This window comes from Paenibacillus sp. Negev47, assembly GCF_058313655.1.
Genome location: NZ_CM177754.1, coordinates 2507154 through 2529182, shown reverse-complemented (window position 1 = coordinate 2529182; position 22029 = coordinate 2507154). Strand labels below are relative to the sequence as shown.

The 22029-nt window shown below is 44.1% G+C and carries 24 protein-coding genes and 1 pseudogene; 8 read left to right on the top strand and 17 right to left on the bottom strand.

Going from position 1 to position 22029, the window contains the following annotated elements; translation table 11 throughout:
• The first annotated feature begins 273 nt into the window (after window positions 1–273).
• The gene (locus tag AC4G47_RS11660; protein ID WP_491106090.1) at window positions 274–945 is read left to right on the top strand and encodes an SOS response-associated peptidase; all 672 of its coding nucleotides are present in this window, start codon (window positions 274–276) and stop codon (window positions 943–945) included.
• Window positions 946–1583: 638 nt separating this feature from the next.
• On the opposite strand, the gene AC4G47_RS11655 is transcribed toward AC4G47_RS11660, so the two are convergent.
• Both AC4G47_RS11655 and AC4G47_RS11650 read right to left on the bottom strand, forming a co-directional pair.
• Window positions 1584–1748 (bottom strand): DUF6809 family protein, encoded by a 165-nt coding sequence (locus AC4G47_RS11655; protein WP_491106684.1) that lies wholly within the window; start codon window positions 1746–1748, stop codon window positions 1584–1586.
• Window positions 1711–1854 carry a DUF6809 family protein gene (locus AC4G47_RS11650; RefSeq protein ID WP_491106089.1) on the bottom strand — a complete coding sequence of 48 codons (144 nt, stop codon included), beginning with the start codon at window positions 1852–1854 and terminating at the stop codon, window positions 1711–1713. Before AC4G47_RS11650 ends, AC4G47_RS11655 begins: the two co-directional genes overlap by 38 nt.
• 255 nt (window positions 1855–2109) lie before the next feature.
• Here AC4G47_RS11650 and AC4G47_RS11645 point away from each other — a divergent pair, with 255 nt between their 5' ends.
• Window positions 2110–3087 (top strand): serine hydrolase domain-containing protein, encoded by a 978-nt coding sequence (locus AC4G47_RS11645; protein WP_491106088.1) that lies wholly within the window; start codon window positions 2110–2112, stop codon window positions 3085–3087.
• A 92-nt stretch (window positions 3088–3179) separates the two neighbouring features.
• On the opposite strand, the gene AC4G47_RS11640 is transcribed toward AC4G47_RS11645, so the two are convergent.
• Together AC4G47_RS11640 and AC4G47_RS11635 are read right to left on the bottom strand one after the other, a co-directional pair.
• A complete protein-coding gene (locus AC4G47_RS11640; protein WP_491106087.1) occupies window positions 3180–4202 on the bottom strand; it encodes a serine hydrolase domain-containing protein in 1023 nt (340 codons plus the stop codon).
• A 144-nt stretch (window positions 4203–4346) separates the two neighbouring features.
• Window positions 4347–4955, bottom strand: coding sequence for a TetR/AcrR family transcriptional regulator (locus AC4G47_RS11635; protein WP_491106086.1), 609 nt, complete (start codon window positions 4953–4955; stop codon window positions 4347–4349).
• Window positions 4956–5124: 169 nt separating this feature from the next.
• On the opposite strand from AC4G47_RS11635, the gene AC4G47_RS11630 reads away from it, so the two are divergent.
• Window positions 5125–6063 carry an alpha/beta fold hydrolase gene (locus tag AC4G47_RS11630; protein WP_491106085.1) on the top strand — a complete coding sequence of 313 codons (939 nt, stop codon included), beginning with the start codon at window positions 5125–5127 and terminating at the stop codon, window positions 6061–6063.
• A gap of 212 nt (window positions 6064–6275) precedes the next feature.
• Here AC4G47_RS11630 and AC4G47_RS11625 read toward each other — a convergent pair whose 3' ends face one another.
• Both AC4G47_RS11625 and AC4G47_RS11620 read right to left on the bottom strand, forming a co-directional pair.
• Window positions 6276–7004 (bottom strand): DUF1361 domain-containing protein, encoded by a 729-nt coding sequence (locus AC4G47_RS11625; RefSeq protein WP_491106084.1) that lies wholly within the window; start codon window positions 7002–7004, stop codon window positions 6276–6278.
• Between the two features lie 28 nt (window positions 7005–7032).
• Window positions 7033–7569 carry a hypothetical protein gene (locus tag AC4G47_RS11620; RefSeq protein WP_491106083.1) on the bottom strand — a complete coding sequence of 179 codons (537 nt, stop codon included), beginning with the start codon at window positions 7567–7569 and terminating at the stop codon, window positions 7033–7035.
• Between the two features lie 192 nt (window positions 7570–7761).
• Between AC4G47_RS11620 and AC4G47_RS11615 the strand changes: the two are divergent.
• Both AC4G47_RS11615 and AC4G47_RS11610 read left to right on the top strand, forming a co-directional pair.
• Window positions 7762–7848 (top strand): annotated as a pseudogene (locus AC4G47_RS11615) (spore coat protein); the annotation flags it as partial.
• A gap of 274 nt (window positions 7849–8122) precedes the next feature.
• Window positions 8123–9076 carry a hypothetical protein gene (locus AC4G47_RS11610; RefSeq protein WP_491106082.1) on the top strand — a complete coding sequence of 318 codons (954 nt, stop codon included), beginning with the start codon at window positions 8123–8125 and terminating at the stop codon, window positions 9074–9076.
• A gap of 90 nt (window positions 9077–9166) precedes the next feature.
• Here AC4G47_RS11610 and AC4G47_RS11605 read toward each other — a convergent pair.
• From AC4G47_RS11605 to AC4G47_RS11595, 3 genes are all read right to left on the bottom strand, one after another.
• Window positions 9167–10500, bottom strand: a protein-coding gene (locus tag AC4G47_RS11605; protein ID WP_491104603.1) for an IS3 family transposase whose coding sequence is annotated in 2 segments (ribosomal slippage) — window positions 9167–10098 and window positions 10098–10500 — 1335 coding nt in all. Because the reading frame shifts where the segments join, the coding sequence is not laid out codon by codon here.
• Window positions 10501–10644: 144 nt separating this feature from the next.
• Window positions 10645–11580, bottom strand: coding sequence for a sigma-70 family RNA polymerase sigma factor (locus AC4G47_RS11600; protein ID WP_491106081.1), 936 nt, complete (start codon window positions 11578–11580; stop codon window positions 10645–10647).
• Window positions 11581–11612: 32 nt separating this feature from the next.
• A complete protein-coding gene (locus AC4G47_RS11595) occupies window positions 11613–12059 on the bottom strand; it encodes a carboxymuconolactone decarboxylase family protein (RefSeq protein ID WP_491106080.1) in 447 nt (148 codons plus the stop codon).
• Between the two features lie 407 nt (window positions 12060–12466).
• Between AC4G47_RS11595 and AC4G47_RS11590 the strand changes: the two genes are divergently transcribed.
• Window positions 12467–13513, top strand: a complete 1047-nt coding sequence (locus AC4G47_RS11590) for a Rieske 2Fe-2S domain-containing protein (RefSeq protein ID WP_491106079.1) — start codon at window positions 12467–12469, stop codon at window positions 13511–13513.
• Window positions 13514–13641: 128 nt separating this feature from the next.
• Here AC4G47_RS11590 and AC4G47_RS11585 read toward each other — a convergent pair whose 3' ends face one another.
• Complete coding sequence (locus AC4G47_RS11585; protein ID WP_491106078.1) at window positions 13642–14445, bottom strand: cupin domain-containing protein; 804 nt, start codon at window positions 14443–14445, stop codon at window positions 13642–13644.
• A 148-nt stretch (window positions 14446–14593) separates the two neighbouring features.
• Entirely contained in the window at window positions 14594–15646 is a 1053-nt protein-coding gene (locus AC4G47_RS11580) for a leucine-rich repeat domain-containing protein (protein WP_491106077.1), read from the bottom strand.
• 105 nt (window positions 15647–15751) lie between these two features.
• On the opposite strand from AC4G47_RS11580, the gene AC4G47_RS11575 reads away from it, so the two are divergent.
• A complete protein-coding gene (locus AC4G47_RS11575; RefSeq protein WP_491106076.1) occupies window positions 15752–16084 on the top strand; it encodes a hypothetical protein in 333 nt (110 codons plus the stop codon).
• Between the two features lie 300 nt (window positions 16085–16384).
• Here the strand turns inward: AC4G47_RS11575 and AC4G47_RS11570 are convergent, their stop codons facing one another.
• From AC4G47_RS11570 to AC4G47_RS11545, 6 genes are all read right to left on the bottom strand, one after another.
• A complete protein-coding gene (locus AC4G47_RS11570; RefSeq protein WP_491106683.1) occupies window positions 16385–16630 on the bottom strand; it encodes an SMI1/KNR4 family protein in 246 nt (81 codons plus the stop codon).
• The gene (locus tag AC4G47_RS11565; protein ID WP_491106075.1) at window positions 16527–16997 is read right to left on the bottom strand and encodes an SMI1/KNR4 family protein; all 471 of its coding nucleotides are present in this window, start codon (window positions 16995–16997) and stop codon (window positions 16527–16529) included. The genes AC4G47_RS11570 and AC4G47_RS11565 overlap by 104 nt, the downstream gene beginning before the upstream one ends.
• 82 nt (window positions 16998–17079) lie before the next feature.
• Complete coding sequence (locus tag AC4G47_RS11560) at window positions 17080–18381, bottom strand: hypothetical protein (protein WP_491106074.1); 1302 nt, start codon at window positions 18379–18381, stop codon at window positions 17080–17082.
• A 21-nt stretch (window positions 18382–18402) separates the two neighbouring features.
• Window positions 18403–19137, bottom strand: a complete 735-nt coding sequence (locus AC4G47_RS11555; RefSeq protein ID WP_491106073.1) for an SMI1/KNR4 family protein — start codon at window positions 19135–19137, stop codon at window positions 18403–18405.
• A 392-nt stretch (window positions 19138–19529) separates the two neighbouring features.
• Window positions 19530–19958 carry a hypothetical protein gene (locus AC4G47_RS11550; protein WP_491106072.1) on the bottom strand — a complete coding sequence of 143 codons (429 nt, stop codon included), beginning with the start codon at window positions 19956–19958 and terminating at the stop codon, window positions 19530–19532.
• Window positions 19959–20139: 181 nt separating this feature from the next.
• The gene (locus tag AC4G47_RS11545; RefSeq protein WP_491106071.1) at window positions 20140–20745 is read right to left on the bottom strand and encodes a hypothetical protein; all 606 of its coding nucleotides are present in this window, start codon (window positions 20743–20745) and stop codon (window positions 20140–20142) included.
• Window positions 20746–21027: 282 nt separating this feature from the next.
• On the opposite strand from AC4G47_RS11545, the gene AC4G47_RS11540 reads away from it, so the two are divergent.
• Window positions 21028–22023 carry a multicopper oxidase domain-containing protein gene (locus tag AC4G47_RS11540; protein WP_491106070.1) on the top strand — a complete coding sequence of 332 codons (996 nt, stop codon included), beginning with the start codon at window positions 21028–21030 and terminating at the stop codon, window positions 22021–22023.
• Window positions 22024–22029 lie beyond the last annotated feature (6 nt).

Genomic DNA, 22029 nt, shown 5'->3' with positions numbered 1-22029 from the left:
GATTAGGTGATTCCATATTTATCTGTTTTCTTTTTGGAGTAGGTCTTTTCGTATTAGGAATTGCGAGTCTAACAGAGTCCGTTGAATGGTTTGAACGAACTTATATGAACTGATCAACACATGTCGTATTTTCCATAACTTACCGCCTCAACGTATTATAGCAAACCGCTATAATACGTTGAGGTGTTATTATGTACATCCCCAAAATTCAAGATTACCCCGTACACCAGTGTATGATTATATATTGTAAGCACAATACAGGAGGTGTTTTGTATGTGTGGTAGATTTACAATCACTGATCCTTTAGACTCTATCTTGGACAGGTACTATGCATCTATTGCTGATGGATTTGAGTACAAGCCTAACTATAATGCTGCACCCATGCAGTACATCCCAACTATTATCGGAAGTAAAAACGGTAATAGATTAGGCGCTCTCCGCTGGGGTTTGGTACCCACTTGGGCAAAAGATGATAAGATCGGGAACAAGATGATTAATGCCCGCGCAGAAACATTAGCAGAGAAGCCGTCCTTTAAACGTCTGATCAGCTCCAAACGCTGTATCATCCCCACGAACGGATTCTACGAGTGGAAGAAAGAAGAAGCAACAAAGCGGCCGATGCGAATTCTGATGAGAGACGACAGTATCTTTTCATTGGCAGGATTGTATGACACGTGGACAGATCCAGATGGAAACAGACTGAGTACTTGCACCATCATTACAACGGAACCAAATAGTCTTATGGAGGTTATCCATAATCGTATGCCGGTCATCTTGCGCCCTGAGGATGAGGCTGAGTGGCTTGGAAGAGATAATGATGATGTCCAATCGTTGCTCGGTTTTCTTAAGCCATATCAAGCATCTGAGATGCGAGCGTATGAGGTGCCGAAGGAAGTGGGCAATGTGAGAAATAACAGTGTGGAATTATTGAAAGAAATAGTTTAGTGGTAAAGCTTTATCGACTTATTTAGGTCGGTAAAGCTTTTTCATATTTAATAGTGCATCATTGTTCTTAAAATTAACTCTTAATCATAGATATAGAAAATTATATCTAGGTCTGATAGACTGTTCTGGATTGATTACATAGTTGGAGGAACGTCATGTTTGAGCGCATAAACAATATAATAGGTAATTTATTCGGTATAGGGATCATTATGGCAATGTTTGTACTAGCAATCTAGCTTTTAAAGCAATGTTTTGAAATATAAAAAGAAAGTTCAAACCTAACGCTAACAACTTAATGCATTGCGAATCATGCAAAAGTGTGATTTCTGCGGGCGCTTTCATGTGCCCACACTGCGGGCAACATTACGGTAGATCAAGGGCTGGTAATTCTATATTTTATTGTTTATTGGCCGGATGTGGATTTTTGTTGGGGGCATTTTATGGTCTCCAACTCTTCTTTGAAGATGAGGAGGTACTTTTTTTTATCCGAACATACTTTAATTAACGAATATGCAGTAATAAAAGGAGCCACATAAGGCTCCTATTTTTGTACCCTGAACTCAAATGTATTTCGAAAGTACCTCTTCCCCATGATCTTAATGGATACTGTGCTATACGCTTCTACTAATCCTTCTAACCTACTCTCGTTGAAAAACCTCGTTCGTAACTAGTGTCCCTATTTTAAATCCTTTCACAAATGCATCACAAGAATTAGTGGAATTAATATTATCTATCATATCTAATAGTTCCTCCAACTGTTTAAAATCATCCTCCCGAAAGCTTTCTCTGAAATTTTTCGATATGAGCTGTAATCTCCTTATTAATAGATCGATACTCGGCGTCTTTAGGAACAATATTCTCCTCTGGTCTCAAATTACCATAATAGATTTCTTCTATTATATTTCCCACATCACAGCCCTCCTTTCTCTAATAAATGTCTTGTGCTCTTCTCATGGCAATTATATAAAATTTACAGAAAATGCTGGGGTTTTATGCAATATTCGCATGTGATTCTTATGGCTTTCATAAAATATCGTATTTTACATGCTTGCTTTGACATAATAATGTAGCGCTTGTTGAGCCCTACCTCGGGAGTATGCTAAGATAATGGACACCTATTTGCACAAAATCTTTTAATAAATCAACCGCATAGAAAGGACACTAATGAATCCTTCATCACTGTCATCCAAGTTGCAACAAGTCATTCCGCCGCTGGATCTGCGGAGCTGCCTGGTCAGCGTACGCGGTGAGATCATGTACGAACACTACCGCAACCAAGAGGCTGCGAACGATATTGCAAAAGTCAACTCCTGTACCAAGAGTGTGCTGTCCGCACTCATCTGTATAGCAATGGATAAAGGCTTGTTGCCAGAGGCATCAGCCCCAATCTCCACCTTTTTCCCACAGTTGACTTTCGATCCTGATCCGCTTAAACCTGCGATCACGGTGGAACAACTGCTCACGATGACAGCCGGATTCAACTGGGACGAGTTCGGTGGACAGAATTCATTCCCTCGTATGACTCGCACCGATCATTGGGTGGATTTTGCGTTGGAACAGCGCTTAAGTCATGAACCAGGTACATACATGGAATACAATTCAGGAGTATCACAGATTCTATCCGCCATCCTGATGCAAAAAGCAGGCATGAACGTAGCCGAGTTCGCAGAACGTTATCTTTTTGACCCGCTGGGAATTAAGGATTATGAATGGGAAAGTGACCCTCAAGGTGTACATACAGGTGGATTCGGTCTAAAAATATTGCCCGTTGATCTGCTGAAATTCGGTCAGCTGTTTCTACAGCAAGGTACATGGGAGGGTGAGTCTCTCATTTCAATTGATCTCGTCTCCCGTTCGACGCAGCCTTTCATTACAGTCACTCCACCAAATCACGGCAGTTATGCTTGGCATTGGTGGGTGGATGTCTATCCGAACGAAAGGTCTGACTCCGAAGATATCGCTGCTGATGACAGGCCCAATCTCTATTATTATTACGCGCGAGGGTTTGGTGGGCAGTATGTATACATTGTTCCTGAGCTGGAACTCGTTACGGTGTTAACCAATGACAAACGAAAGAAAGAGAAACCTCCGTTGGATGTTTTCCCTCGATTAATCGCACCTGAACTTTGGAAAATGTTATAAACACGGGTATTCTTCTATCTATCTCGTCCTATAAATGAACCCCCAACCTTATCTGAGCAAACCTACCTGCCCTTAGGCTGAGGGTTTATTGGTCATGCCAAAGCTTCTTCGATGGCAATCGTTATTGGATACGGGCCTGACTCTTGATTAGAGAGCACAACCAGTTGTAGATCTCTGTCTGGATACACAGAAGACATGAATGATACTCCTGGATCAAACCCCATGACATGAAATTTGAAAATGTCCTCTCCTTGCCGTTCAATCCAGATACCATGCCCATAATACTCTTCATCCTCTTGATGAGCATGTGGAGTTAATAACTGCTGCGTCGTCTCTTCATTCAACAATTGGTGACCTAGCAAAGCATCCCAGAATAGAACCATATCCGGTGCCGTAACATAGGCCCCACCATCTGATCCACCTTTGACAGGAATGGAGAACATATTGGTGTTCCAGGAGCCATCTTCATGATCTATATATCCCAAGGCTGTGTTACGCGGAAGCTGATCGGTTAAGAAATAACCGGAGTCCTTCATGCCACACGGTTTGAAAATATGCTCCTCCACATAATCTGTAAACGACGATCCGGAATGTTGTTCTACAATAAGTCCCAGCACAATGAAACCCGCATTGTTGTAGTGAAAACGTGCACCCGGAGCAGACTTCATTGGAAGATGCTGAAACAAGGGCAGAAAGTCACTTAATCGCCGCATCGCGTAGACGGGTCTGTCTTTCCACAATTCCGAAAAGTCTTCCATCACTTCTTCATCGAAATAATCCGGTATGCCTGACGTGTGTGTTAATAACTGATGGATGGTGATTCCTTCGTCCCACAGTGGAAACTCCACATCCAACACATCCATAAGCTTGGAATCCGCAGACAACTTGCCTGCTTCAATTAGTTGGCATACACTCACTGCCGTGAAGATCTTACATCCTGATGCAATTCCGAAGCGTGTGTCCACCTGATTAGCAAGTTCCTCGCTACGATTCGCATAACCACGTTTCATATTCAATAGGGGTTTCCCGCCTTGCTGGAGTAATACGACACCCGAAAAATTCACGCGTTCCATGACTTCTTCCACTTTTGTTGTCAGTTCTAATACATTCAACATTTTGTTTTTCACCTACTTGTCTATGTATTCATTACATTCTCATTCTTAATTCTTCGTCATATCCTGCATACCTGCCAAATTTTCATAAAAAGAAGGGTCACTCCCTTATAAAAGGAAATAACCCTTCTTTCAGACAACGTAAGTTTAAGTTGGACAAAGCATGCTCAAATGCTGTTCAATCACTTGTTCCACTCGTTTTACCGTAAGTCTATCTGGCTGCATTAGCATATGAATGGCGAGTCCATCCACAAGAGCATATAACTTCTCCGTCTCCATCTCGGCATCCAGATCAGGATGTGTCATGCCCTGCTTCTGCAACTCCTGGATTACCCACTGAGCAGACCGATACATCCCCTGATGCATCTGATCACTTAATTTTTTTAATTCGGGGTAAACCAATAATTTGGCTGTAAACGAAAACCAGACCTCCATTTCCATCATTCTGTCTTCGTCCAACGGGAGAAATTGCAAGAGCAGATTCTTCATATCCTGCAGTACAGTTCCGCTCATCTGTAACGCCTCCACCCTCTTCTGTACCCGTTCTGCAAAAAGATTCATGCAAAAGATGAACAATTCGGCCTGTGTGGCAAAATAATGACGCATGGAACCTACAGATAATCCCGCTTCCTTTGCTATATTCCGAACTGTAGCATGCTCAAGCCCATGCTGTTGAATGACCCGGATGGCTGCATCAGCCACGACTTTCCTTTGACTTTCATGATCTACGATTTTTGGCATGACATCATTATACATCAAGCTTCTCTTTTTGTAATACACTGTGCTATAATCTTTTTAATACATTGTATTAAAATAAAAACTGCTGTATGGAGAGGAATTAATTAAGATCATGCATACAACGATCCCAGCCTCAAAACGTAAGAAATTCAGAGTTATCACCTTCATAACAAGGCTATTCTGCACAATGTTATTGCTGATCGGTGCAGCATTTTTCTATGAGCGGTTTGCTTCATCACAGGCCAAAAAGAACTTTCCGCCTCCCGGTACATTAGTCCAAGTCGGCGGTTACCAACTGCACATTCATAAACAAGGCAGTGGTTCGCCGACCATACTTATGGAAGCCGGAAGTGGTGAGACCAGTTTGTCGTGGAGAGACATTCCGACCGAACTAGCCAAACATGCAACGGTGGTCACGTATGATCGCGCAGGATATGCCTGGAGTGAATCCGCACCTACAGAACGCACAGGTGCGAATATCATCAAAGATTTACATGCAGCTCTAGAGAAGGAGAATATCCGCGGCCCATACGTTATGGTAGGTCATTCCCTTGGGGGTATGTATGTTAGGCTCTTTGCACAGACCTATACAAGTGAGGTTCAGAGCCTTGTCCTCATTGATGCAAGACCTGAGGATGACGAGAAGAATACAAAGCCGTTGTTGGAACAGGCTCAGTTTCAGGGAAACCCGCCTGCCTCCTTATTATCCTTACTGAAGGTATCTGGAGCTTTCAGATTATTTCCAGACTTTTTGCTTGATGGTCTGGTTGCCAAGCAAGATCGAGATACTTTTGTTAATGTGATAGCTACACCCTCCTTTTTTCACGCCAAAGAAGAAGAAGCCTTCCACGCCCATTCAACAGAAGACGCCATTCGTGGCCAAAATCTCGGATCAATCCCTGTACGTATCATTGCACGCGGACGTCCTCAAGACTATGCTCAAGCAGGGATTTCGGTTGAAATTGGGCAGAAGCTCGAATCCATATGGCAATCGGGACAGCGTGACATGTTGAATATATCGGAGGATAGTCAGCTCATCATGGCCACCCGCAGTAATCATATGATTATTCACGACGAACCTGAACTAGTTGTGAAAACAATCCTTGAGTTAATCTCTAATAGGTAGAGAGAGTCTTAGTTGTACATTAAATGAAATGGTATTAACATACATTCCGAAATATAGTTCCACCTGTGAGTATACTTACTTTCTTAAGAAAAACCTGGACTTGGTAGAAATTTAAAGGGCTGTTCCATCAGCCATGTGTATGACTTGGAACAACCCTTTTAGCAATATAAATTAAAATTGAACTAATGAGTTCTGCCTCAAGAAAACATAAGTTAGCGTAAGGCTTGCAGGTTCGCCTCGGGACTTCCTGAACTTTTCTTTGTTTCACGGGGAGACCTCGTATTGATCAGATAATACAGTGTGGCGTAGATCGTAATGATAAACGTTCCAAAAAACAGGCAAAACGCAAGAGACGGGCGGCTTACACTTTCGTGCATCAGCTGAATCAGCGTCTCGCGATTCGTCAGTGCATCCCAGCTATTCAGTCGATATACACGTCCAAGCAAGACCCCATAACTTCCCAAAGCACAGCCTGCCAGTACAAAGATCCAGGATGCCCCGCGTCCAATCCGGTGATAGATCACTTCCTGAAGCTGATACATCGACAGGAATCCCAGCAGAAGTCCAGTCCAGACAAACATTAATACAACACTCAAGTCGTACCAATATGTGTAATCAACCCCGTTACCACCATAATACCGGGAACTCCTAGCCGTCAGATGAACCAAATCCGTAACAATATAAGAAGAGTTCGGGAAGAATAACAACCACAGCAACCCACTTGCTACTGCAAGCCATGCGGCGCCTTTCCATTTCACATTACTTAGAAGATAGGATGCATAAGAAAACACAAAAGGAATCCAACCCAAAAACAGATTCCAGATCAGGAAGCGGAAATAACGCTGATCGAGCCAATCTGCGGCTACATAGTACAGCCCAAGCGTAAATATAGTGACTACACTAAGGAAAATAAATATGCGAATATAATTCAGTTTTCTCAATGATTTTGACCTCACTTGATAAAATTCATTAATTTCGAAAATAGCGGATGATCTCTTCCTTATTCTTTTCAACACGCAAATTCAATCCACGTTTATCCTTCAAACCATACTGCTGCAATTCATGGCCCGGATCAAGCACCAACGGTTTAGTCGCCACATCGACCAGCAAATCCATCGTCAATTGATAAGTTTCCCGTAACTTGTCCATCGGTAGTCTTGATTCGTACCGCTTAATCAGCTCAATCAGACGTTCAGCATACACGAGACGAACCATACTGTCCGCACTCTTCAACTGTCTCGAAGAAAATGATGTAATCGCCGTAACAATACCCGGTTCTGTCCGATGTTTGGCGATCAACGCAAGCTCATCCACCGCATCCCAATTCATGATAGACAGTTCGGAACTTAATTGTTGAATTCGCTCTCCTATCCATTGTTCTTCTAACTCTTGGGGTACGTCCCATCGCTTATAGTCCGCATACACGGCTTCTCGATGCATCTGTATAGCGCTCCCGTAATGTTTGATGAACAAATCCTTTGCTACACGCCAATCGGTCTCTTCCATTTTAACCACCACCATACCTGTTCCTATTTGACCTTATACCCATAACATATTACATAAATTTACTACTCTCCAAACATACTAGAATCATACCATTTACCAAAGGATAATCAAATTTACAATGAATCCGAATTCCATGAACCCTCAGAATTTAGTACAACTACATTGAATGTAAATCCATATGTCATCCCTAACATGAATCATGGCGGACAAGAGATGTTCGATGTGCATGAGATTCTAGCCTCCAACAATAATGTGCTGGATCAATATATGATCCTTCGCTACATCCCTATTAGCAATAAACCACTTCATTAATTAGAAAATAAAGTCCAAATACCCAGAACAGTCTCTTCAACCCATTCGGGTGTTAGGGGCTGTTCTTTGGTTATTTATAATCATTCATTTTCCTGCTTAAGACACTTGATTCGGTTACCAGAAGCTGGTTTAATCAAAGACAGACCGTACATATTCAACTTATGGAACATACATATAAGATAAGATGAAAAGCAGTTATACGAGAGTGCAACGACATATTTGTCCATTGGGAGGTATACGAATGAGATGGAAGCAACCTGCTAAACTTGGTTTACTGGCTATGGCTATAGGCTGTACTGCTATTGGCTCAACTCTTACGACCTCAACAACACTGGCTGCGCCTATTCCCGCTTCCAAAGTGGTGTATCATCAATTCCAAACCTATCGTACAGCAGCAGTGAAATCCACAGAGAGTCTGGTTAAGGCACGAAAATACCTGATGAATCATATTGATAAAGTCAATCCTTGGCAAGCTACACTCATGACCCTGCAACTGGAGAACATGCAGAACGTGAAGCTGGCTGATATGGATCACCAAATGTATACGGAACAGTTTCAACAAGCCTTATCTCAAGTCCATGAACAACTCGGTTACGAGCAGAAGCTTACATATAGTCGTCTGCTCAAAGAAATTAAAGATCCGACCGTGAAGAAGCTTCTGCAGGAAGCATCTGATCTCGGGTTCAAACTGGAAACCAGTGAAGGCTTGTATTACCCCATCATCAATTATGAGATATACCAAAAGTTCAAACCTTTCGTTCAGGCTGATATTGCTGCTTACATTGACATTATGGCTACCGAGTCCAATCAGATGACAACTTCGGATGGTGGCATAATCATCTCCTGGAACGAATTAATTCAGCGTACATTGGAGAAAGAAGCTTTTTTAAACAACTTCCCGAATTCCAATCGCACAACCAAAGTAAAACAATGGTTGTTTGTAGATTATCTGTTTTACGGAAGTGACAACACGCCCGCATATGACTGGTATACAGACGAAGAAATCCGCACAATGGATCCTGAAGTGAAGAAGGCTTACGAGAAAGCGTTGGCTAAGCGGGAACCCAACACGAAGAGTGTTCTTCTGGATACCATGGAAAAGACTTTGCTGGTTCTCAATCAGAACAAGGATGAGCTCACACCTGAGATTAGAGCAATCATTGAACCCGTTCAACAACAATTTGCCAGTGAATAATCGGATGGTGAATAGCAAACTGTGAATGCAAAAAAGCGGCAATCCTCCTGACTAAACTGTACCCTATGTAAAGGACATTTCTAAAAAAAACTATACGGCTTCAAGAAGATGATCTCTGTATTGTACAGGGGTCATCCTTTTTAGGTTCCACTGGTATCTATAGTGATTATAGTAGGTCATATAGGATTTAACTTCTCGTTTGACTTCGTCTAACGTGGCATAGCTCTTTAAGGAAGTTTCGTCCTTAAAATGACCAAAAAACGACTCCTGTGGTGCGTTATCCCAACAATTTCCTCGTCTGGACATGGATTGCCCAAGCCCCATCCGTTTCACTTTCTTCTGAAAATCCGGATGAGTGTAGTGCGTACCTTGATCGGAATGAATGAAGGCATCATGACTCTTCTTGAATTTGCGATTTTTCTGTAAGTGGAGCAACGTGTTTGTCGCCAGATCCATCGTCATTCGCTCCGACACATGATAAGCCAAAATTTCATTGGTTGAACTATCCTTGATGGTGGACAGATAGGCGCGTTTCCCTTGGCCGTAACTTAAGTATGTAATATCTGTTAGAAGTACTTTGCCCGGGATGCCTTGTTTGAAGTTGCGTTGTAACAGGTTAGGCATGGTTCGATGTTCATGGGTTGCCTTCATCATTCGTTTGTAGGGATTAGTTCGTCGATGAGGACATACAATATCGTATTTTTTCATGATTCTTCGGATGCGCTTGAGATTCCAGATGATCTGAAATTGTCCTTGCAGCGTCATCTTTATGGAGCGAGCGCCCTTGTTACGTTTCTTAAACTGGAAGGCTTGACGGATGTACACACCTATTTCCTCATCAACCTGTTCCTTCTTCGTGCGGCTGTGAATGGCTGAAGTGCTCCAGTATCGGTAATATCCGCTTTTGGAGACCCCGGCAGTCTCACACAGAACACTTACCATTCGCTGAAGATGGTATTTCTCAATCACGGTTCGGATTAAACTGTATCGAAGACCAGGCGTTAGTTTTACTCGTGGTTCCACCCCCGTTCGGCCAGGCGAATCTTTTTTAAGAGTTCATTCTCTGCTTGGAGCAGGTGAATCTGTGCTTCGAGTTTCGCGTTCTTTTCTGCCAAGGTTAACTCTCGTTTTAGAGACTCTCCTGAATGTTTGCCTCGTGTATCTTGTAAGCCTAGAGCCCCTTGCTCGTTGTAACTGGCTCTCCATCGGTCAGCTGCGGCTTTGACCCGAGTCATTCCAATGATCTGAACGTCAAATCCACAAGTCTCAAAGATCTCTCTAGGCAGCCTTCCTTGCTGATTTAATGTAATAAAGAGTTGTTTGAACTCGTCCGTATAAGTGATTCCCTTGGTCGAAACAGACTTCACATAGGGATTTGTAGCAAATTGCTCTACTTCGCGTGTTGTAAATGTTTTCTTACTCATTAATCGTTCTCCGTCCTCGTCTCGTTCATGGTATACAACAAAAGTACCCCATAGAGAGACTTTTTTAAAGTGTCTACTCTATAGGGTACAGTTTAGACAGAGGTTGCCGCTTTTAAGGTTACATATCAAATCCGTACGATTTAATCAAAGAGTTGAAGTGTCTATCGATGTAAGTTTGTTCGGATTTACGACGAGATAAACGCCTTCAATCCGCTCACCGGAAGGGTCCAACTCCAAACAGAATACCTCGGACAACTGCCCTTCTTTCATCAACGCGAGTTGAAGCTCGCCATTGATCCACATCGGTACCCATTCTCTTTCACGCAATCGAGTAAGGACTCGCCGTGAGGTCAGGAGGGCAAGCACGCCTTTGTGGACGTTCATCGTTCTCATCACCGTATGCACAACGCCACCGCCATCTGCTGTAAATACAGGCTGATCCCCCAGTAACTCCAGCATGGAAGAGACATCATAACGAAGGAAAGCCGTTGTAAAACGGCTCAGTAATTCGCTTTTGGCTATCATATCCGCATCACTTTGCTCGATCGGCGGCAGTCTTTCGGGCAGATTTCGTCTGGCACGGCTAAAGATTTGACGGCAGTTACTCTCCGTTTTGCCCAACCAATCCGCTATTTCGGAATAGTCATACCGGAACGCTTCACGAAGTACAAACACTGCCCGCTCCACAGGCGAAAGACGTTCCAACATGACCAAGTAGGCGTACGATATCATCTCTTTCTTCTGCATCGTTTCCTCTGGCATGTTATCCACTTCACGATCACCCATCGGCTCTGGGAGCCACTCGCCAACATAACTTTCCCGCTGGTTGCGGGCGGAATTAAACAGATTCAAGCTTCGGTTCACAACCAGTCTGGCAATGTAAGACTTCGGATTGCGAATATCCTGAGCAGATTTGCTCTGAATCCCCGCAAAGCAATCCTGCACGATATCTTCAGCTTCTACCACACTGCCCAGCATACGGTATGCTATCGAAAATGCATAATTTTTATAACGAATATACAGCTCACCAACATCCAGAGAAGACACTTCTGGCTCATTGGCGTGAGAATTAGAATTCATAAGAAGCCTCCTCTGGCATGGTTCGTGTATTTTTAGTTAAAGCAACCCGGATACATCCCAGTTGTGATCGCAATCCGGTTCCAGTTATTAATCGTGTTAATGGCCAAGATCAGATCCACCAGTTCGGATTCACTGAAATGTTCACGAACCTTATCGTACAACGCAAGGGGTACGCCCTGTTCCGAGATTCGAGTCACGGCTTCAGCCAGCTCCAGCATAACACGTTCTTTATCTGTGAAGAAAGGCACTTCACGCCACACACTCAGCAAGAGAATATGATCCGCATAATCTCCCAGTTTCATCAGATCTTTGGCATGCATATCGAGACAAAAGGCACAGCCATTAATCTGAGACACGCGAATTTTCAACAATTCGTATAACAATTTATCCTCAAACTGCCCGGATATATATTGCTCCATCGCCATCATCGCTTTAAAAGCACCTGGACTCGCTACTCTGTAATTCGTTCTTAAATTCATATCTCATTCGCCTCCGTCATTTGGTTTACATACTGTAGACAAACGACTGCCGGGATCTGTGACATTCTTTGCGAGAATCTTTGTATTCCAGCAGGGATCTGCTCGACTTAAGAATATTTACACTGAATTCTGATGATAGGATAACCTCCATGGAGTTAACAATTGTTAAGAGAAACAATGCTTTATGGGAGGGTATTCTCTTTATATAGATAACATTTAACGTAAGATAAATCTGGAATTTTCCGTATTCATGACCGTTTTTTACGGTGATGTTTGTGATTCCAACCAAAAATAGGTCGGATATATTGATACATTGACCAAAAGAGTAGTAACATACGGCTAATCAAGTAACCTTTTCTGACATAAAAAGAGAGTCATTTATTCATATCGGCAAGGAGTGTTTTAATATGATAACTTCCAATGAAAACCGTACCGTGACATCCGAATTGCCTAGAGGTTGCACGTTCACCGCTGAGGACTGGCATGTATTATCCCAATATTGGTACCCGGTAGCACAGGTAACTGAAGTAACCGACAAGCCACTGGCTGCTCAATTACTCGATGTGAAGCTGGTACTTTATCGCAGTAATGATCAGGTAGTGGTAGCCAAGGATCTTTGTTTTCACCGTGGGGCTCCACTTAGCAAAGGCTGGGTAGAGAATGGTGAGATTGTCTGCCCTTATCACGGTTTCCGTTATAATTGTGAAGGGAAATGTACCGCAGTACCTGCGCATCCAAGTTCCAAAATCTCACCAAAGCTCAAACTCATTGTATACCCAGCAGTCGAACGTTATGGCTTAATATGGACCACACTGGCAGGAACGGAAGAACAGATCCCTTCCTTCCCTGGATGGGATGATCCGGATTATATCAATATTTTGCCACCCAACTTTGATATTGCTGGTTCCTCTGGACGACAAATGGAAGGATTCCTGGATGTATCCCATTTTGCCTATGTGCATACCGAAACGTTTGGTGATCGAAACAATACAGAAGTCCCCCAATACAAGGTGAAACGCGAGGGTAATGAGTTGCTGGCTGAGTATTGGAGTACGGTAAGCAACTATGGTAAAGGGCAAGATCTTGTTGCGCCTGAAGGTTTTCAATGGCTGCGCGAGTTTCGGGTATTCCCACCCTTTGCGGCATCTCTTACGGTACATTTCCCAGGAGACGACAAGCTGAATATTCTGAATTGTGCTTCGCCAATCTCTGCTCGTTATACCCGTCTATTCTGTCCCATCACACGAAACTTTGATAAAGATGCACCGATAGAAGACACGATCAAGTTCAACTTGCAGGTATTCGAAGAAGATCGTGAGATGGTCGAGTCACAGAAACCGGAGGATCTGCCCCTTGATCTGCATGCCGAGGCCCATATTCCCGCGGACCGTACTTCGATTGCTTATCGACAATTATTAACAGAAATTGGCTTGGGACGAAACTACACATCGTAAATAAATATTATAAATACAAATAAAAGAAGAAGCGTTCCGCTGTGGACGCTTCTTCTTTTGGATAACAAGTTCAAATGAAGTATTAATCATGTATTAGTAATACCATGTCTAATAAGCCCATTCATTATTTAATCTTGATTATTCGTATTCACAGGAAGCTCTCTATAATACGGGCAACCCGGTTCGTGAATAATGCGGGGATCAACCCAAGTGCCCCAGTACGGAACACGGTTCACGTAAGGTTGCATGTTTGGCTGTGTATTAGGTTGCATGTTTGGTTGTACATTGGGTTGTACATTGGGTTGTACATTGGGTTGTACATTCGGTTGTACATTAGGCATTACGTAAGGTTGATGATTCACATGCGGAGCACTGTTAGAGACAGGGGCAGTTGAAGTCGGGCAATCTGCCGGCGGGCCAATAATCACTGTTTTTTGGATGGGGGCGAGCGATTCTTGAATTTTTTTCTCGTCCAGACAGTACGTATGAGCTAAAACATTGGCAGGGGTAAGACGCAAGATGTCTGAGCCAAATATCGCTTCAGGTACAGGTGCATCGAAGATCGCCAGTAAGTGCGTATGATCTACAGTAGCCATTTCATAGTGCCACCAACCTTGAGGTACATTAGCCACCTGCCCTGGAGTAATCGGGAAATGAAGCAATTCATTTGTGAACGGATTAATGAGGGACACGACGGCCGAACCGCTGATGCAGTACACAAGTTCAGTTGCATTCTGATGAATATGTGGTTCAACCACATTGCCCGTGCTGAGGAAAATATCCAATAAAGAAGTATTGCCCAATGTGTTTAACTGTTTGATGGAAAGAGAGTTAATATAGTTGTTCTCATCCTTCTTGAACAACGGATTATTGCTCAAATCGTAAGTAAATTCGGTGGTTGGTAAAGTAAAATCCATGTATGAGGTTGCCACAATAAAACGCCTGCCCTTCGCTCTCGGTTTAGGTCATAACCTATATGCCAGCTTATGCCCAGCGCCCAGATGCGTGAGCCTATTTCCGCCAGACTTCATTCGCATGGCAAATATCCCTGACTCGGATATCCCGAGCAGGGCTTATTGGCTACATGTTCTTTTTCATTTCCCATACTTTTTCCCAAGGGGTACCAAACGGAATATTCATTAAGTCTACATACTCCAGCCAGTGCATTCGTGTGACAACATCCGGAGTTCCCTCAATTAGTGCATTCGTCACCAGCAAAGCGCGCAGATTCTTCAGTTTTTCCAACTCGGGAGGAAGTTCACGTATACCAGAATATACTATCTCCAGATACTTGAGCTCACTTAATTCTCCAATCTCAGGGGGAATACAATTTAATCCCAATTCAGTTTGTGGTTTGGGCCTCCAACCAGGTACAGATTCAAAAGGGCTACCACAATAAATTCTTAACTCTTGAAGTTGCTTCAGTTTCCCGATCTCTGCCGGAATACGTTCCAGATCCAGCGTTGTAATGACCAATCTTTCCAATGAAATCAGTTCGAACAGACTTGGAGGGAGCGAGTATAGATTCTGCTCAAAAATTGTCAACTGCTTCAAGTGCTTCAACTCCTGAATTCGTTCAGGAAGTTCACTTAAACCATGTAAGCTGATATCCAGCTTATCTGTCTGATGTCTGATCGCATCATCCACCAGGTAATCAATTTTCTTATGACAGTCCAATTCAAAGAACAACCCCGGAATTCGCTCCATAAGTTCGCTCGCTTCTTTCTGTGTAATCCTCATGCCGTACATATGCTCATGGGCCACAGAGAAAAAATAATCATTTCCATCTTCTGTCATAAAGCAGAGATCGTCCGGCAATGACGGGTAACACCAATCATGAAAACGATTAGCTTCTTCTTTGAGCACTTGACCCGATTCCGGCGTACAGCGATATGTATAATAGATGCCTTCCGAATAGTAGGCTCCGCTTTTTAGCATCATCTCTTCCATCGTAGCACGTTCCACAAGATAGGGCTTCAATCTCTCTAACACACGAAATACTTCCGGTATCTCGTTCTCTTCGTACCTTTTTCTGTCTACCAGCATAAAACGATCTGTCTTCTCGATCAATTCGTCAATCAACAGCTCATAGGCGGTTCCTCTTGGATCGGTGTGAAAAGCTACGGCTACCATATTATCCCTCCTCAGCTCTATATTCATAAATTCAATCTGCTGTATCATCTGATTACACTGTGGCATAGGCTGATATCATCAATCCAGTCATTGGAGGCTTGTTACATGGCATACGGCCCTGGTTCAGTGTCATCCCCGCAACCTGCGGGTTATCCTTACCCTTATTATCCACCACCCCCACCGTATCCTTACCCTTATCCGTATCCATACCCACCCATCGTTCCTTTTCCACTACCATTTCCGATCGGCGGTCCTTGGTGGCATGGTGGCTATCCAGGAGGCGGTTATCCCGGCGGTGGCTACCCTGGTGGGCACCATGGTCCTTTCCCTGGAGGTGGCTATCCCGGCGGACCTCACGGAGGAGGTCCGGGTGGCCCAGGTGGACACGGAGGTCCTCCAGGCGGAGGATTTCACGGACACCGTTTCTTCCAGTGGTAATCATTAGACTTATCCAAAGTCCAGTTACAGATTAGATGAAGGAGCTGCTTCGGCAGCTTCTTTAGTATTAAAAAGCTATTGTCTAATCGTTCAGGGTCTATATAAATTGGACTAAAGAATATTTAACACTGCACACTCCGATGACAGAACAACCTTCCGATCACTGTTATCCCCAGATTTTTTTTGATTCCTTCTATAAAGGGTAAATCCGGGGATAAAGGCGAACGCTCTGCTTCTTCAGGTCCTTTCTCTCCTCTCCGCTTTGTGTAAATGTTTAGTTCAATTTATATAATACGTGATTTAATATGTGATCTCATCCATCATCTTCAGATTACGGTTCGACATGGTAAGTAAATCCGTGAAAGTAGGCGTTAGATAATAGACAAAGTCCGGATCGTTCACATACATAATAATCTGCCCGTACGTCCCTTCCGCCGTTGGATCAAAATCGAACATCAGATACAGTGAACCTCCTGCAATCGTTGCAAAAGGTATCCATGGTTTGTGGAACAGATACGGCTTGATCTCCGGGTCCAACTGGCTGATTTCCTCCGCAGAATAAAACTCTTTCCAACTTCTCATCCACTTCACAGAAGTATTGTTTGGTCTCTCGAATCTCTTCCAATGACATGAGATAAAAGGGCGTACATCGACCTTCCTCGGCATCCCCTGGGTATAGCACATGCAACCCGTAACCACTGCCATCCTTGCTTTGGTAAAAGGTACGAAAATCGCTAGGTAGCCTGACGCCATACTCCTTTTCGAATAGATCCAGACTTTCCTCGGATGCACCTTCCCGATGTTGATATTGTTCGAACAATTGGCGAATCTCTTGATCCTGTATTCTCTCACCTAACAAGCGATTCAGCTCGTCCATTAGCACGCTTAGTGATACATTCGGCTCCAGTTTCATCACACCTTCCTATATCAGATCTGTTCCCCTTGTGTACACTTTCAATATTCATTACATTTCCTTCTGTTACTCTCGCTTAAGTTCACCAACGCAAAGGCTCTTCTCCACGCCACAACACATAACGCTCCAGCTCACGAAGGGTACCTGTACCGATTCCATACTCGTCCATCTCTTTCGAACGAAGATCGAGCACATGCAGCATGCCCCCATACGTACCCACTGCAAGTTTGGACCGCTCTGGTGATACGGCGAGAGAATAGATGGTACTGCCTACAAAATGACGCCAAACTTCCTCACCCTTGTCATTCACACAATACAAATAACCATATGCATCCCCAAGCACCATACCCGCATCTATTTCCACCGCTGCATACACACGTGCATTCTCGTCCATCACTGGCCAATCTTCCTTCGTTTCGTTACCTGCGATGGATTCCAGCGGGACCTGTATTGTGACCCCGTTATAGAAATGACATGCGTTGAACCAGACGTTCTGGTTATCACTCGTGAATGCCGCATAATGAGGATAGCTGGATTCCGGATAGAGGGAGTATGTCTTGTTCAGCTGACGGTCCATCACCATATGGTTGCTCCCTTGGCTGCCATAGGCGATCCATCGCCCATCCCGTGATACAGCTGCATGTCCCATATCTATCTGTGTATCCTCTAGCTCATACTCTTCGATCTCTGCCAGATCTGGATGCAGCAAGTTCACCTGAGCTTGCATTACCAAATATATCCCGTATCGTGAATGTATGAGTAGTGCTCTGCCTTCATCCATAGGTATAAGCCCCTCTAGTGTTCGTTCGGGATGTTCACAATCCGCAAGTGACTCAATTCGAGGTAAGGCCGAATGCAGCCGAGCTTGAATATCCTCCCAACGGTATGTCGCTATCTCCTGCCCTTCCAACCTGCGATCAGGCTGACGGATAACACGAATACCTTCCGGTCCTGCAAGCGCATAGTCGAGCCCATCGGATGAGCATCCAGCAAATGTATACGAAGAGAAAGACAGCCATCCGTGCTGATCCATCGTATATATCTGACCATTCTCGGTGAAAATCCCCGTATGACATACACACGTTTCCTCATTCAGATAACCTACAACATTGACCGCCTGCATGGAAGCTTGAAACTCCTCATTCAGAGGCCAAGTCGATGCGGGTAGCTCACGTCGAAGCACCTCCACGTCACCGCGGAGATTGGCCTGTCTTACCATACGAAAAACTTCAGTGCTCATTCCGTTTCTGGAGTCTCCCTCCAGCTCAGATTCATCCGGTTGCTCTCCCTGTATACTTCTCCGTACAAACGCATTGACATCCCTTGCATAACGCTTGCCTTCATTGCGCCATTGTTCCGCGATGTCTTCCTTTAACCAGCTCATATGTGGTCCTCCACTCTGCCCCTATTCATATGCCGTACAATGATGTGTTTGCAAAAATAGACTGATATCGTAATCCGTTGCCTCCTCCGCACCGTTCTTTTCTTCATAGAACAGGGCAACTTCTCTTCCAGTCGCATAGTTAAAACGTAAGTATCCGCCCATCGAAGCCATAAACAACTTGCACATGTACTCATTCTCCAACACAGCGTCCCACTTAAATTCCGTTTTGCACCTATCGGCCAGTTCCTTCATGGAGCTTCCCTGTTCCGTCCCTGTAAAGTGATAAAACGTATGCTTCCGCAGCTCATTCCACGGTTCATAGTATGATGGTACTATCGGTTGGTCCTGACGGTAATACCCGCAATAGATCCGGTCCAGCGTTTCACCAAATTCAGTCTCCAAGCATGTCCACAAGGTAATATTCTCATCATGACGCGGTAGCCACAACAGCCCCTCAATCTCTGGATGAACAGCCAGGAAATCTCCATCCACAGAACTACCAATGGTAATGCACTGCTCAAGTTGATGCTGACTTATGGGCGTTTCATCCGTATGTATCCAAAAATCATATTCAACAAAAGGCTTCAGTACTTCCGGGTCCGGTCTCTGCACATTCATCCAACCCGTGTATGTGCCTTCTCCGTATTGTTCAATCCAGGAACGGTATGACGAAGGTAGCGAGATGGCATGTTGCTGTTCAAATTGATTCAGTTCCTCTGCTGGAACCGGCTTAAGTGCACGGGACACAATATACATTTGTCGACATCTCCCATTCTCAGTTTGGTTCATTCGTTATCAGATCTAAGCCAGTTCTTCCTGTACAATGTCAGTCCATACCCCTTTACGATTCAGAATGCGAATGGCAAATGCATCATATCCATCACGCTTGACCTGATCAAACCCCATGCGTTCACCCGTGACCGTGTGTTCCGCATATACAAGAAGCGGTGTCGAATCATGCCAAGCACTCAGATCATCTTCCGTTAAGTCACCATAATAAAAAATATGGAATTTATCATGACCATCCGTCGTTTGAAGTTTGCCTTTCCGTGCTGCTTTGTTAGTCCTTCCAGATACGCAGGTCCGTGTTGTACACCATACTCATTCATCATCTCGCCTCCGATTTGTTCATTCGATGATAACTATTTTTACTCCTCATCCACCGTCAGTTTCACATCGATGTTCAGCTTGTCGCGAAATAACGCCGTAATATTGATGTAAGGATCGCGAACGGCTTCACCACCACCACCACCATTAGTGGAACGGCTCATTCCCTGATGAATAATGGATTTTACCAGCTGTTTGTCCCCTTTGCCAGTATTATTGTAGGTGTAGATGACCTGCCCATCCTGATCGTACAGATTCAAGACCGTTGCAAAATCATTGGCGTTCCCATACTGTCTCTCGGTCTGCACATAGTTGTGATCCGTGTGTTGATAGTTTACAGTACCAGCCAGATATGGATTGTCCCCACCTGGCTTCACTTCATACTCCTGATAGGCCAGATTAAACAGGTATTGGATATGATTCATATCAATCCGGTAATAAAGCTGACGGTTATCTCCCTCTTTGTCCATCGCTGCAAAACTGTTAATGAGCGGCCAGGCTCATAAGACTTGCCATTAACATCAACGGCGAGAGCATAGTCAGATAACACTTTCTCTTTTTGAAATACACCGAATGTCTGTAAAATAAAATAAGCCGGAATCATCAATACACCCAGAATGATTGCAAAAACAGTAAGTTTTACGCGTAGTTTCATGTCTTGTGCTGAAGCTTCGATAGTGTACGAACAACCACATCCCTGTTCTTTGCTTCCTTGATATAAGCAGGGATACTGTGTGAAGCCGTTCTTATAGGCATATTTCCGTATTTCACACGCAGATCTGCGGAAACATAAGCGATAAGATAACTCAAGTGCTCCCGGTTCACAGCCCATATTAATTTCCCTCTGAAATCATCCAAGAAGTATAATTCCAACCCGAACACAGGATCCTTTCCTGCACGAATCTCGGCAAAATACCTTTCATATGTCGGCTTGGCATGTAATTCAACCTGATTAACAGAACCACAATGCGGACATTCCACATGCGTCGATCGGTGAGACGTCTTCTTCTCGTCCGTGACTTCCACGTTAAACCAACGTTCACAACCAGCACAATTACCCTTGGCGTTATATTGATACACTGGTTCTTCAAGAGCTTGAGCGTAACATTCGAAACACTTCCATCCCAGTTGATCATTCCGTTGTTCAATAGAAGCATGCCCACCGCATTTGGAACATTTCACATCAATCCGCTCTCCCCGTCGAAGAACCGAATAGAAACTGTACTTATATGCACCTTCATCTTCGAAACGTTTCATTCTGTACCCACCCTTCTCCTGAAACTACGACACATACCCCGTCAAAAAATACTCAACATTTACCAATCCATCTTTCTAAAATTATATGAAACTCCGTTCCTTAGCACAAGGAACGAAGGTAAGACGATTGGGGATCACTCTAATACGACTTCCCCAAGTGTGTGCCCCATCACACCCATTCCTGCTCCAATAACGTAATCTATTACTACATAACGAATGGAATGAAAGAACGCCTGTTTTTTAGTTTGTGAAAAACATCACTTGAGTAAAGGTTGTGCAACTATGTTTTCATTACTGAACCTGAATGTATATAAATGGTCACTCGTATTCACCATTTTCACAGCCACTCTGTCTCATTGTAGTTCAAGAGATACAGATCCACCTGTTCACCAGAATGAAGTCTTGCCTACGGCCATCAGTCAAGCCCCGGTGGACCCGATCATCCGCAAAGAAGGCACCACAGTATATGTTGAAATGACTGCCCAGGTTACAGATGTCGAAATCTCCAAAGGCGTGATCTACAACGCTTGGACATTTAACGGCACCGTCCCTGGACCCGTTCTGCGAGTGACTGAGGGAGATACACTGGTGTTCACGCTGAAAAATAAAGATTCCAGCTTGCCTCACTCCATGGATTTTCACGCTGTACATGCTGCTCCCAGCAGCAAATTTATTGATGTTATGCCAGGCGAGGAAGGCACGTTCACCTATCCGACCTCCTCACCCGGTGTATTCATGTATCACTGTGGAACCAAACCAGTCCTTGCCCATATCGCGAACGGTATGTATGGCATGATTATTGTTGAACCCAAGGCTGGATATCCTTCTGATCACATGGTTGATCGTGAATATACCCTTGTTCAGAGTGAATGGTATAAAGAACATGATTACGAAGCCTTTTTGAACGGGGAACCGGAATATGTCGTATTTAACGGCAATGATTATGGATTGACCAAGCACCCCCTGCTAGCCAAAGTAGGAGATACAGTGCGGATCTATGTCAGTAATGCCGGGCCCAATGAAGTCTCATCCTTCCACATTGTCGGGACAATCATGGACCGTGTGTATACCGATGGTAACCCACGTAACATCCAGTATGGAATACAGACGGTTATGCTTCCCGCAAGTGGTGGAGCTGTCGTAGAGTTCACCGTAACCGAAGAAGGCGATTATGCGATTGTAACCCATCAGTTCAATCATGTAGCCAAAGGAGCTTCCGCTGTTCTCCGTGTAACCAAGGACGGTACTGATCATGGCGGACCCGCACTGTCTCATTGAGACATG

Bases quoted from the DNA above. Each gene is read 5' to 3' on its own strand.
- AC4G47_RS11660 (WP_491106090.1), top strand. From the start codon at position 274: ATGTGTGGTAGATTTACAATCACTGATCCTTTAGACTCTATCTTGGAC.
- AC4G47_RS11645 (WP_491106088.1), top strand. From the start codon at position 2,110: ATGAATCCTTCATCACTGTCATCCAAGTTGCAACAAGTCATTCCGCCG.
- AC4G47_RS11640 (WP_491106087.1), bottom strand. From the start codon at position 4,202: ATGTTGAATGTATTAGAACTGACAACAAAAGTGGAAGAAGTCATGGAA.
- AC4G47_RS11635 (WP_491106086.1), bottom strand. From the start codon at position 4,955: ATGTATAATGATGTCATGCCAAAAATCGTAGATCATGAAAGTCAAAGG.
- AC4G47_RS11630 (WP_491106085.1), top strand. From the start codon at position 5,125: ATGTTATTGCTGATCGGTGCAGCATTTTTCTATGAGCGGTTTGCTTCA.
- AC4G47_RS11620 (WP_491106083.1), bottom strand. From the start codon at position 7,569: ATGGAAGAGACCGATTGGCGTGTAGCAAAGGATTTGTTCATCAAACAT.
- AC4G47_RS11610 (WP_491106082.1), top strand. From the start codon at position 8,123: ATGAGATGGAAGCAACCTGCTAAACTTGGTTTACTGGCTATGGCTATA.
- AC4G47_RS11600 (WP_491106081.1), bottom strand. From the start codon at position 11,580: ATGAATTCTAATTCTCACGCCAATGAGCCAGAAGTGTCTTCTCTGGAT.
- AC4G47_RS11595 (WP_491106080.1), bottom strand. From the start codon at position 12,059: ATGAATTTAAGAACGAATTACAGAGTAGCGAGTCCAGGTGCTTTTAAA.
- AC4G47_RS11590 (WP_491106079.1), top strand. From the start codon at position 12,467: ATGATAACTTCCAATGAAAACCGTACCGTGACATCCGAATTGCCTAGA.
- AC4G47_RS11580 (WP_491106077.1), bottom strand. From the start codon at position 15,646: ATGGTAGCCGTAGCTTTTCACACCGATCCAAGAGGAACCGCCTATGAG.
- AC4G47_RS11575 (WP_491106076.1), top strand. From the start codon at position 15,752: ATGGCATACGGCCCTGGTTCAGTGTCATCCCCGCAACCTGCGGGTTAT.
- AC4G47_RS11565 (WP_491106075.1), bottom strand. From the start codon at position 16,997: ATGAAACTGGAGCCGAATGTATCACTAAGCGTGCTAATGGACGAGCTG.
- AC4G47_RS11560 (WP_491106074.1), bottom strand. From the start codon at position 18,381: ATGAGCTGGTTAAAGGAAGACATCGCGGAACAATGGCGCAATGAAGGC.
- AC4G47_RS11555 (WP_491106073.1), bottom strand. From the start codon at position 19,137: ATGTATATTGTGTCCCGTGCACTTAAGCCGGTTCCAGCAGAGGAACTG.
- AC4G47_RS11550 (WP_491106072.1), bottom strand. From the start codon at position 19,958: ATGGACAAAGAGGGAGATAACCGTCAGCTTTATTACCGGATTGATATG.
- AC4G47_RS11545 (WP_491106071.1), bottom strand. From the start codon at position 20,745: ATGAAACGTTTCGAAGATGAAGGTGCATATAAGTACAGTTTCTATTCG.
- AC4G47_RS11540 (WP_491106070.1), top strand. From the start codon at position 21,028: ATGTTTTCATTACTGAACCTGAATGTATATAAATGGTCACTCGTATTC.